The organism is Micromonospora pattaloongensis (genome assembly GCF_900107255.1).
In the GTDB taxonomy this organism is placed as follows: domain Bacteria; phylum Actinomycetota; class Actinomycetes; order Mycobacteriales; family Micromonosporaceae; genus Micromonospora_I; species Micromonospora_I pattaloongensis.
In genome coordinates, this window is sequence record NZ_FNPH01000008.1 from 1 (window position 1) to 11,397 (window position 11,397).

7 protein-coding genes and 1 CRISPR repeat array are annotated in these 11,397 nt (G+C 69.8%); of the genes, 1 reads left to right on the forward strand and 6 read right to left on the reverse strand.

Annotated features, from left to right (window positions below):
- The first annotated feature begins 202 nt into the window (after positions 1-202).
- A complete protein-coding gene (locus tag BLW47_RS25675) occupies positions 203-541 on the forward strand; it encodes a tyrosine-type recombinase/integrase (RefSeq protein ID WP_281247291.1) in 339 nt (112 codons plus the stop codon).
- Between the two features lie 234 nt (positions 542-775).
- A CRISPR array of direct repeats spans positions 776-5,279; the repeat unit is 37 nt; unit sequence GTTGCGATCCTCGCCCGGCGCGATGGCCGGGCGCAGG.
- Positions 5,280-5,404: 125 nt separating this feature from the next.
- Here the strand turns inward: BLW47_RS25675 and cas2 are convergent.
- Genes cas2 through cas5c form a run of 6 tightly spaced genes read right to left on the reverse strand, consistent with a single transcriptional unit; the run spans position 5,405 to position 10,742 of the window.
- The gene (gene cas2 / locus BLW47_RS18790; RefSeq protein ID WP_175543708.1) at positions 5,405-5,695 is read right to left on the reverse strand and encodes a CRISPR-associated endonuclease Cas2; all 291 of its coding nucleotides are present in this window, start codon (positions 5,693-5,695) and stop codon (positions 5,405-5,407) included.
- Positions 5,695-6,723: a type I-C CRISPR-associated endonuclease Cas1c gene (cas1c, locus tag BLW47_RS18795; protein ID WP_091559409.1), complete on the reverse strand. Its 1,029-nt coding sequence runs from the start codon at positions 6,721-6,723 to the stop codon at positions 5,695-5,697. Before cas1c ends, cas2 begins: the two co-directional genes overlap by 1 nt.
- Entirely contained in the window at positions 6,720-7,367 is a 648-nt protein-coding gene (locus BLW47_RS18800) for a CRISPR-associated protein Cas4 (protein WP_245736758.1), read from the reverse strand. Before BLW47_RS18800 ends, cas1c begins: the two co-directional genes overlap by 4 nt.
- Positions 7,364-8,227, reverse strand: coding sequence for a type I-C CRISPR-associated protein Cas7/Csd2 (gene cas7c, locus BLW47_RS18805; RefSeq protein WP_091559412.1), 864 nt, complete (start codon positions 8,225-8,227; stop codon positions 7,364-7,366). The genes BLW47_RS18800 and cas7c overlap by 4 nt, the downstream gene beginning before the upstream one ends.
- Positions 8,224-10,053 carry a type I-C CRISPR-associated protein Cas8c/Csd1 gene (gene cas8c / locus BLW47_RS18810; RefSeq protein WP_091559415.1) on the reverse strand — a complete coding sequence of 610 codons (1,830 nt, stop codon included), beginning with the start codon at positions 10,051-10,053 and terminating at the stop codon, positions 8,224-8,226. Before cas8c ends, cas7c begins: the two co-directional genes overlap by 4 nt.
- Positions 10,053-10,742, reverse strand: a complete 690-nt coding sequence (cas5c, locus tag BLW47_RS18815) for a type I-C CRISPR-associated protein Cas5c (protein WP_091559810.1) — start codon at positions 10,740-10,742, stop codon at positions 10,053-10,055. Before cas5c ends, cas8c begins: the two co-directional genes overlap by 1 nt.
- Positions 10,743-11,397 lie beyond the last annotated feature (655 nt).

Below are 11,397 nucleotides of genomic sequence, written 5' to 3' on the forward strand. Positions count from 1 at the left end.
AGCCACGAGCCCAGATCGAGATCAAGCAGATGATGCCGGTGTGGGTGCCCGGCCGGCCTCGACGCGCCAAGGATGCTGCCGACATCGCCCGCCTTTCAGCCGCTTTGGATTGCACGGAGTGATCGTTTGCGGATACCTGGGGCGCTAGCGGATCTCTGAGGAGGGCCGAGGTTCGGGGCGGAGCGCCGCACAGATCGCCGGCCTGACGCCGCACGAGCTGCGGCGCACGGCCGCGAGTCTCGCGGTGGCCGAGGGCGCCAACGTGAAGGCGGTGCAGCGGATGCTCGGGCACGCCGCGGCGGCGATGACGCTGGACGTGTACGCGGACCTCTTGGAAGACGACCTGGACCAGGTGGCGGACCGCCTCGACCGGGCGGATGGTCGTGCTGCGGACTCAATGCGGACTGAGAGCCTTGGTCCAGACCTTGACGCGGTCCGCCTGGGCAGCCGAAAAAGCTCTGACGAGGAAAACGGCTGGTGGGCCGGAGGTACCACCACGCGAACCAACCGGCGACCATCGCCGGCGATCCGCTACCGCTGACTATGTCCAGCTCACGGGCATCGGGCGGTGCCCAATGACCTGTGCCTTGCCCGCGAGGTTTGCTGGTGCCGAATAGATCAACTCGTTCCGGCGACCTTGTGTCAACCTTCATGCACCTGCCGTCAATCGGACAATAGCAACCGGCTTCGCGATGCGAATCTCGTGTGACAGTGACACGGAGACCGGGTGCCGTTACCCGTTGGCCCACGAGACGAACGACGGTGGCGGGTAGTCGTTGCGTTCCTCGCCCGGCGCGATGGCCCGGGCGCAGCGTGGTGCCGCCCTCGCCGCCGTTCATCGCACTCTTGGCGTTGCGATCCTCGCCCGGCGCGATGGCCGGGCGCAGGCCAGGACGTCCCCGTCACGGACGAGGCGATCAAGCGGCTGTTGCGATCCTCGCCCGGCGCGATGGCCGGGCGCAGGCGGTAGCGAACCATGGCGAAGGACCACGGGCCAATGCGGTTGCGATCCTCGCCCGGCGCGATGGCCGGGCGCAGGCCGCGTCGGATCCGGACCCGTCGGCGGCCTCCCACAGCGGGGTTGCGATCCTCGCCCGGCGCGATGGCCGGGCGCAGGCCGACACACCGTCCACCACCGAGCTGGCCAGCCCAGTGTTGCGATCCTCGCCCGGCGCGATGGCCGGGCGCAGGCCGCAGGCGCTGCTGGTCGCTCACCTCGCTGCACGGTTGCGATCCTCGCCCGGCGCGATGGCCGGGCGCAGGATCGTCAAGGTGTCACCGGCGGCGTCGCCCAACCGGTCGTTGCGATCCTCGCCCGGCGCGATGGCCGGGCGCAGGCTCGTGCTCGTCGGCGTCACTGTCGATCACCAACTCGTTGCGATCCTCGCCCGGCGCGATGGCCGGGCGCAGGCTTCCACCTGTTCATCGACAAGGCGATGACGTGGGAGTTGCGATCCTCGCTCGGCGCGATGGCCGGGCGCAGGGCCGGATCCAGCGGTGGCGGTCCGGGCACCCCGGAGTTGCGATCCTCGCCCGGCGCGATGGCCGGGCGCAGGCAGCTGCGGGGCCGCCCGTACAAGGCGTTCGTGGTCGAGTTGCGATCCTCGCCCGGCGCGATGGCCGGGCGCAGGGGTGGCGGCGTTCATGCCGAGCAGGGTGGGACCGACCTCGTTGCGATCCTCGCCCGGCGCGATGGCCGGGCGCAGGCGGAGCTGCGCGGCGTCGTCTTGCACTGGCTGTGGACGTTGCGATCCTCGCCCGGCGCGATGGCCGGGCGCAGGGACATTCGGGCCGCACTCGCCACGCTGATCAAGATCGCGGTTGCGATCCTCGCCCGGCGCGATGGCCGGGCGCAGGGACCAACGCCATGAGCCACCCCGTCGCCGGCCGCGAGGTTGCGATCCTCGCCCGGCGCGATGGCCGGGCGCAGGTGCCGCAATGATGATGAGAGCGCCGAATAGGCCGAGGCCGTTGCGATCCTCGCCCGGCGCGATGGCCGGGCGCAGGAGCTCGGTTTCGGGAAAGACCATGCCCTGGCCCCTCTCAGTTGCGATCCTCGCCCGGCGCGATGGCCGGGCGCAGGCTCGACGACCGTGACGAGGTAGGGCGGGGTCTTCTCCTGGTTGCGATCCTCGCCCGGCGCGATGGCCGGGCGCAGGCCCGACCCCGTCTTCCCGAGCCACCCGGGCTCCGGGGTGTTGCGATCCTCGCCCGGCGCGATGGCCGGGCGCAGGAGACGGCCAACGAGGTGTACGGCGGGGGTGCAGCGTGTTGCGATCCTCGCCCGGCGCGATGGCCGGGCGCAGGGTTGGGGTCGGAATTCAGGTCGTCGAGTATCCCGTCGTTGCGATCCTCGCCCGGCGCGATGGCCGGGCGCAGGTGGTGGGGGTGACAGACCACCAGACTTCCGGTTCGTAGTTGCGATCCTCGCCCGGCGCGATGGCCGGGCGCAGGCACCGGGCTACCGGGGTTAGTGTCTCATCTAGAAACAGGTTGCGATCCTCGCCCGGCGCGATGGCCGGGCGCAGGGACCCAGCCGGCGGGCAGGCCCATCAGCCACTCGACGTTGCGATCCTCGCCCGGCGCGATGGCCGGGCGCAGGACACCAGCGTCCCCTTCGGCTGGCCGTCGACCAGGGGGAGTTGCGATCCTCGCCCGGCGCGATGGCCGGGCGCAGGCGTACGGCGAACCGCTGGTCACGGTGCTGAATCCGCGGTTGCGATCCTCGCCCGGCGCGATGGCCGGGCGCAGGTGGCCCGAGCACCAGCGCATCAACCGACCCACCCCCTCGTTGCGATCCTCGCCCGGCGCGATGGCCGGGCGCAGGGCGGACGGCCGGGTCTGGTCCCAGTGCTCCGCGTAGTCGTTGCGATCCTCGCCCGGCGCGATGGCCGGGCGCAGGCCGGCGGCACGGTCGGGTCGATGCGCGACGACACCGGGTTGCGATCCTCGCCCGGCGCGATGGCCGGGCGCAGGGCGCCGTCGATCACCGCGACCGGGATGCCGTTCTCGCGGTTGCGATCCTCGCCCGGCGCGATGGCCGGGCGCAGGTTGAGACCGCCGCGAACCTCCTTCCACCCAAGACTCTTGTTGCGATCCTCGCCCGGCGCGATGGCCGGGCGCAGGGCACGGGACCGGGCGCGGTTGCCGAGCCGCGGGATGTTGCGATCCTCGCCCGGCGCGATGGCCGGGCGCAGGTGGCGGAACGGGCGGGCGCAGGGGGTCACGCCGCGGCAGTTGCGATCCTCGCCCGGCGCGATGGCCGGGCGCAGGGTCGCGGAGTGGTGGGCCGACACGCAGGACCCGCACGAGTTGCGATCCTCGCCCGGCGCGATGGCCGGGCGCAGGGTCGTGGCGCCGCCCGTACCGCGACGCGATGGAGGCGTGGTTGCGATCCTCGCCCGGCGCGATGGCCGGGCGCAGGCCCATTACGAGGTGGTGCCATCCTGACACCCAAACGTTGCGATCCTCGCCCGGCGCGATGGCCGGGCGCAGGGCCCTCAACCACTTGGGCGGACAGGTGGCCGACGCGATCGTTGCGATCCACGCCCGGCGCGATGGCCGGGCGCAGGGTCATCGGGACGGACACATCGTGCTGGCTGAGCCAGTTGCGATCCTCGCCCGGCGCGATGGCCGGGCGCAGGCGGGATCACCAGCCGCGCCGGGTTCGTGCGGTGGGTGGTTGCGATCCTCGCCCGGCGCGATGGCCGGGCGCAGGCGGCCAGGCGCACGCCCCGGTCACCTTGTCGGTGGTGCGGTTGCGATCCTCGCCCGGCGCGATGGCCGGGCGCAGGTCTGGCGAGCCGGTACGGACCTCGGCAGCCAAGCGCTCGTTGCGATCCTCGCCCGGCGCGATGGCCGGGCGCAGGCTGCCCGCGTGGACGCGGTGGCCTTGTCGGAGGTGGTGTTGCGATCCTCGCCCGGCGCGATGGCCGGGCGCAGGCGTAGTGCTCCCCGCCGTCGGTGTACGACCGCAGCGCGTTGCGATCCTCGCCCGGCGCGATGGCCGGGCGCAGGCATTCCGCTCCGCGCTCAACTGGATGATCAGCAAGTGGTTGCGATCCTCGCCCGGCGCGATGGCCGGGCGCAGGGACGGGGGTGGGGGGTGACCCCCAAAGCCCCAGGTCAGAGTTGCGATCCTCGCCCGGCGCGATGGCCGGGCGCAGGTGAACTCGACCATGTCGGCCATACCGCCGTCGTACTTGTTGCGATCCTCGCCCGGCGCGATGGCCGGGCGCAGGCACGTAGCGCACCTGCAGCGCCGTCTGCGTGGCCGGGGTTGCGATCCTCGCCCGGCGCGATGGCCGGGCGCAGGCGACCAGTCCAAGGTCGGCATCCCCGTTCCTCTCAAGTTGCGATCCTCGCCCGGCGCGATGGCCGGGCGCAGGCGCCGGGCGGGCGGCCCACCACCACGTAGGGCGCCGTGTTGCGATCCTCGCCCGGCGCGATGGCCGAGCGCAGGACCCGTCGTCTGGTAGACCTGCGCGTCGGCGAGCGACCCGTTGCGATCCTCGCCCGGCGCGATGGCCGGGCGCAGGCGCCGGGCGGGCGGCCCACCACCACGTAGGGCGCCGTGTTGCGATCCTCGCCCGGCGCGATGGCCGAGCGCAGGACCCGTCGTCTGGTAGACCTGCGCGTCGGCGAGCGACCCGTTGCGGTCCTCGCCCGGCGCGATGGCCGGGCGCAGGCGCCGGGCGGGCGGCCCACCACCACGTAGGGCGCCGTGTTGCGATCCTCGCCCGGCGCGATGGCCGGGCGCAGGACCCGTCGTCTGGTAGACCTGCGCGTCGGCGAGCGACCCGTTGCGATCCTCGCCCGGCGCGATGGCCGGGCGCAGGGTTCTGGCCGGCGACCGTCGAGCAGCGCGACGACGGGTTGCGATCCTCGCCCGGCGCGATGGCCGGGCGCAGGACTCCTCCACGGGCACGTCGGTCATGTCCCACACCTCGTTGCGATCCTCGCCCGGCGCGATGGCCGGGCGCAGGGCTCCGCCGGGTGTGGAAGGCCGCCGGCGAGGCGGAGTTGCGATCCTCGCCCGGCGCGATGGCCGGGCGCAGGCATCGAATGCACCCGTCGCGCCGGCCGGCCCGAAGGAGTTGCGATCCTCGCCCGGCGCGATGGCCGGGCGCAGGCCTGCGCCGAGAAGCTGCTGATCGCCCGGCACCGGCCGTTGCGATCCTCGCCCGGCGCGATGGCCGGGCGCAGGCGCTCGGTGATAGCCACGGGCACCTCCTCACACCCAGTTGCGATCCTCGCCCGGCGCGATGGCCGGGCGCAGGCGTTTGCGAGCAGCGAAAATGGCAATCTGACGATGCATATTCGACTCGCACGCAGTCCGATTTGCGCAGTTCCTCCACATCATTCGGCTCGGAACCCCCCGGGTTTTGGCGTTCACTTGGGGTTCCTAGATCACTAACGCTCCGCGTGGTTCGATCAGCCGTGGTTTGCCGAGATGTTCGACGTCGTCGAGCGCGTGGGCCGGCAGCCGGTAGATCCTGATGGTGTCCTGGGCCGGGTCGATGACCTCTTGGAGCGCGGCGACCAGGCGCACCTTGTCGGTTTCGCGGCAGACCACCTCGAACACCGACTGTTGCACGCGATGGCCGTACGCCTCACAGGTTTTGGCGACCTTGCGCAGTCGGCGTTGCCCTCGTGGCGTGACCGTCTCGACGTCGTACGTGACGAGTAAGTCCACTAGTTCACCGTCCAGGGTTGGTATGCGACCAGGTCTCCGCGGAGGTGACGTGCGAGCAGCCGGGCCTGTACGAGCGGCAGCAGCGCGGCGGGCACCTCCCGGCCGAGCTGCGCGTGCGGCCAGTTACGCTGCCTGCTCTGCTGCCAGGCGGCCAGCACGGTCTTACGTCCACCGTCTGTAAGCCGGTATGCCTTGTTTGGCAGTACCTCAAAGTCGGTCGGGCTCAGCTCGCGCCGGTTGAGCATGGTGAGCGCGAGCCGGTCGGCCAGTAGTGGCCGGAACTCTTCCATCAGGTCCAGCGCGAGAGCGGGTTTGCCCGGCCGGACGGCGTGTAGGAAGCCGATGTACGGGTCGAGTCCGACCTGATCGAGCGCGCCCTGCACAGCGACCCGCAGCATGCCGTACAGGAAGGAGAGCAGGCAGTTCAGCGGGTCGGTGGGTGGTCGTTTGTTGCGCCCGGAGGCCTTCCAGTCCTTGTTGTCGCCGAGCAGGTAGGGCATGGCGGCGAAGTAGTCGCGTGCGGCGATGCCTTCGACGCCGAGCACTTCGTTGCTGCTGGTCGCGGTGGTGAGCAGTTCAAGCCGCCCGGCCAGTATTTCGGCGCTGGCCCGTAGCGCTGTTTGCCGGTGTCCGCTGGTGTCCCTAGCGGCGCGTAGCAGCACTTGTCGCGCGTTGTGTATCTTGCCGGCGACGATGGCGATCGCGATTGGTAGTTGCCGGTCCGGCGAGTCGGCGGCCCGGTGTTGGGCTTTGCGGAGCAGTGGGTTGCCGTGGGTGGGGCCGACCAGGCCGGCTCGGAAGCGTCCGTTACCGGTGAGCCAGCTGACCGAGCGGCCGTCGTCGGCGCACTGTAGCAGGAGGTCGTCGCTGGGTGTCACGCCGCTGAACAGGACCAGGTGGTCGAGTCGGACGAGCGGTAGCAGCCGGCGTCCGGGCTGGTCGGGGTGGTGCACGCGGACGGTGTCGCCGTCGAGGTGCAGGCTGGTTCCGGGGGTCTGCACGTAGAGGGTGTTGAGCAGCTCAGTCACACCACTGTCCCAATGGTCGTGGGGTCAACAGGTCGGGTGTGGCCTGCCGCCGGCCGTCGGTCAGTTCGGGCAGGCAGTCCTCGCGCAGTGAACATCGCCGGCAGCGGGCGTCGTTGCGCGCGGCCCGGCAAAGCCGGGGTGTCGAGCAGCCGGCGTACGGCCACGGTCGCGGCCACGACCCGGTCGAGCAGGTGGGTGTCGATGGGTATCGCGTGCCGGCGCCGTTCGGCGACCGAGTAGATGTAGCCGGTTGGCACGTCGAAGCCGGCTTCGAGAAGGCAGAGTGCCTGCCCACCGAGTTGCAGCTCGGCGGGCCCGCCGGCTTTGTAATGCCCGACCTTGTATTCGACCGGTGTGGCCGTACCCTTCTCGAATTCGACGATGTCGCAGATGCCGCGTAGGCCGTGGGTGTGGCTCCAGACCGGTAGTGACCGGATCACGGTGAGGCCCCGGCGGCGTTGGATGCCCGGCAGGTCGACCGTGGTGTGGCTGAGGTCGCCGCGCACCGTCTCGACGCTTTCCGACCAGACGCCCTCTACGTGGATCAGCGCTGTCTGCCGGTGGCAGTAGGCGTAGTGCTCCAGCGCGGACAGCGGCACCTCCCGCAGGTCGGTGCCGCTGTCCGCCGGGTGGTCGTCGGTCACGGCCAGAGGTCGACCAGCTTCGTCAGCTCGACACCGTCCGGTAGCCCCGACTCGTCGATGGTGCGGTTGTAGTCGGTGTGGGCGCGCGCCGCCTTGTCTTCGTCTTTGCGCTTAAGCGTGATGCGCTGGGTGAGGGCGGCCGAGGGGGCGACCCCGAACGCGTCGGGGTGGCTGAACACGTAGAGCCCACACAGCTTCATCTCGCCGCGGGTGGCGGCCCGGTCGTGGTCGAACATGACCGTGATGGCCTGCCAGAGCGCAGCCAGGTCATCGCTGGTCACGCCGGTCTTCGCGGCGCGGGGCGCAGAGTAGAACACGTGCGCCCGGTACAGGCCGTACGGAACGGACCACTTGGAGCCGATCTCCGTCCGCTCCCCCTTGTCGATGTCCTCCTGCCGGGTCTGGGTAACCCGAGTGATGGTGTGGTCGGTGGGCAGGATCGGATCAATGCTGCGGGCGAAGGTGAGCTGGAGCGGGCCGCGGACCTGGCCGGCACCGCCTCCCTTGCCGGTGCTGAGTACGCCGCCGAACATTCGGATGTCGAAGTAGTGCTCGCACATCCACCGCTGCGCGTCGTCGGCCTTGCCCGGGTTGGCCTTCAACGCCGCCTCGATCCGGGTGTTCAGGGCGAAGCCTGCCTCGACGAAGATGCCGTAGCGCGGGTCGTCGCCCCGCAGCAGCGACACCGTGTCGCGGATTTTGCGCTTAATTGCCACGTCGGTGACCAGGCCCTGTCCGCTCTCGTCGTCGGTGCGCGGCTGGTTGCCGGCGTCCGGGTCGCCGTTCGGGTTTCCGTCGCTGACGTCGAACAGCAGGACGGCGTCGTGGCGGCGGGTCGCGTCGAGGTGCGCGGCGGTCATGCATCGTCTCCTTCGGCGTCGGTGGTCGGCGCCACGTCGTCGGGCTCCGGGGGCAGGTCGGTCTTCTTCTTGTTGGCGGCTGCCGCGAGTCGTTCGGTCCGCATTTCGGCCCGCTGCTGGTGGTAGCCGAGGACGAACTGGGCCTTGTCAGTCAGCACCGCGCCGTTGGGAATTGCGTCGAGCTGGACAAACAGGTCATCGAGTCGCCGTTCGTATGCCTCGGACCAGTTCGGCCGGCGCAGTGGCCCGCGCAGCCGTTTGAGCCATGCCTGCACGTTGCGGCGGCCGGAAACGATGACGACCTGCGGGTTGTCGATGGCGCGGCCGAAGTAGCGTTCGGCGAAGGTGGTGTTCAGCTTCTGGTCGGCGACCCGGAACACGGTCCGTTGCAGGTCGTCCATGACGGCGAAGATTCGGCCGGACACGTAGGCCGGCTTCTGTTTGTGCTCCACGCTCAAGGTCGGCGTCAGCCTCTCTCGTTCATGTTCGGGCAGGTTGGGGTGGCGGCGGAGTGCGAGCCGGATCAGTGCGGCACGAGCCGCGTCGAGCCGGCCGTCGATACGGATCCGGTTGATGACATGGTTGAGCAGTTTCGGCGGCAACGGCCGCTTGAGCAGCGCCGCACCAAGCAGCCGGTGGAACAGGTCGGGCGGTCGGTGTTCGCCGGACGCACCGAACTTGGTCCAGGTCCCGGGGCCTCCGTTGCGCCCGGCCTCGAACCGCCCGGCCGCCCGGGCCAACTGGGAGACCTTGACCTCCACCACCTCACCGGTCCAGGCGTCAACGATCTTGTGGTCGTCGAACCAGGCCCTGATGTTGTCCTTCACCTGGCGGATCGGCTGCTCAACCCAGTCCCGTACGACCACTCGGGCGACGTTGCCGCCCACCGTCACCGAGCAGTACCGGGACAGGTCGTCCGCCGCCGATTCCTTGCCGCTGGCGGGGCCCGCAATCAGGTTCTGGATCTGGGTCGGGTCCAGCTGCTCGACCGTCGCCCACGGATCGAAGTCCGACCCGCCCAACACCCACCAGGCGAGTCGAGCGTTCTGCCCGGACAGGGCGGTGCTGTGCAGCGGATCGGAAAGCAGACCGGTCAGCGCGGTCATGAACTTAAGGCCGCAGTCGGCGCAGATCGGGGTGTTGGTCAGGAACTTCTGCAGCTCGTAGCCGTGCACGGCCTCGTTCATGCTGACCAGCGACGCGCTCTGGGTGGCGCCAGGCACCCACCGCCGAGGAATCTGCTGCGGCACAGTCTTGAGCAACGGCTGCACCTGCCCACAGACCAGACACAGGCCCGACCGCCCCGAACCCTTCCGGTCACCAGCCACCCCGGCCCAAAACCGCCGCGCCGAGCCGGTGTCTGCCGCATACACCCCATCGACCCAGAGGCCGATCAGATCACCCCTGCTCCAATCGGTCGGCGGCCGGAGCTTGCCCGCATGCCCGTCCCGATAAAAGGCGGCGATGGCCGGGCCCGGGCCGTTCCGTTCGGCAGCGGCCCACTCGGTGATCAGGGCGCGGAACGCCTCGTGCTGCTTCGCGACCCGCTCCGGCTTGGCTCCCTCCGACAGCCAGCCGAAGACGTACTCGCCGTTGTCGACCGCGAGCGCGGGTGAGATCCCGACAGTCCGGGTCACCGACGGAACCAGGCGGGATACCCCGAACCTTCGTTGCGGGTCGTCCTTGTCCGCTGTGCTGACCAGGTCACCCTCGGGTACGCCGTTCCCGTCGATCTCCAGGCTCCACCGCACCGGCTTACGGGCGTAGAAGGCCGGGATGACGTCCTCGCTGGTGTCGGCGTACTCCACCAGCCGTTGCAGCAGCACTACGCCACCTGGCCTTCCACCGGAAGCGCCAGCTCAATCCCACGGTCGGGCACATAGAGCACACCGGCGACAACCCGCGCGGCGAACCACTCCATCCGCGGCTGGCCAGGCTTTCCGTCCCGGTGGATGGAGTGCAGCATGATGCCGACCTCCTCGTTGACGTCCGCCCGCGGCGTGTCATCCGGCCAGCCAAACTCGGCGCTGAACTCCCGAGTGCCGAGATACGGCTGCTGGAAACAGGCACCCTTGCGGACTCGGCGACGAAGCTGATCCCGGTACGCCGCGACCGGCTTGTCCGCGTGCGCAGCCAACTCGATGTGGGCGTGGATCCGGTACGCCACGTCACGCAGGCAGACGGCATTGCGCTGGTCGCGGTGCGCGGCCGTGTCCACCCGGCGGGTGCCCTTGATCGCCTCAGCCAGCGGCGCGACGTCGGAGGTCTCGTTACGTCGAACCGAGAACTGCCTCACCGGCTTGAGCACCTCGATCGCGACAACCTGGTACCGCATCTCCGGCTTCCAGAAGATCGATTCGAGTACGCCCACCGCAGCCGACGGGGTCATCACCGGATAACTGACCCGCTCCACCTTCAGTTCCGGCCGTGAGAACAGCGCCGCCTCACCACTGACCTGCACCACAACCGGAAGGTCACCGTCCGGGCTGCGCCTCAGAGTCAGCCCGTTGACCACATCCGTCGTCACAGCACAAACCCCTCCCAAGATCAGAGCTGATCGAACACACGATCGATAAGGCACCCAACCATGAAATCGGCGGACCTCTCACACAACAGGTGCGAGGATCCACGACCGGTACGACAAAACCGGCTGATTGATCAACCAGGTGAGGCTCGCCATCGGTCGGTGACCGTCCGGCATGGACTGTACGACCCTCAGTCCATGCCGGCAGCGACGAAGGTGCTCGATCACCACCTGAGGTTGCGATCCTCAGCACCAGAAGGCGCTGCAGGCGCCCCAGTTTCCGAGCCGGCGCCGACGCAGTGTATCCCACTTCCTCAGGTGGTGGTCTTGCCGGACCGTCCATAATCGAGTTAACTGACGCGGTCGGGCGAATGCCTGGCTCCGAGCCGGGCGGAAACCGTCCCTCAAAAACGACGGTCCGCTGCGCCAACAGCGGACCGCCCAGCTCCCCCGCCGTCCGATAGGCCGAAGGGAACCACATGACAGTAGATCAACGCCGCGACCGCAGGCCACTCAACCGGGACCACGAGCCGAAGAGCCCGGCTCCCTTGCCTGTCCGCTGGGCAGTCATCATCGGGCTCAGCGGGGCAGTCGGCATCATGGTCGGCACAGCCGACAGTGTTTCCGCAGGCGTGCTCGCCAGTTT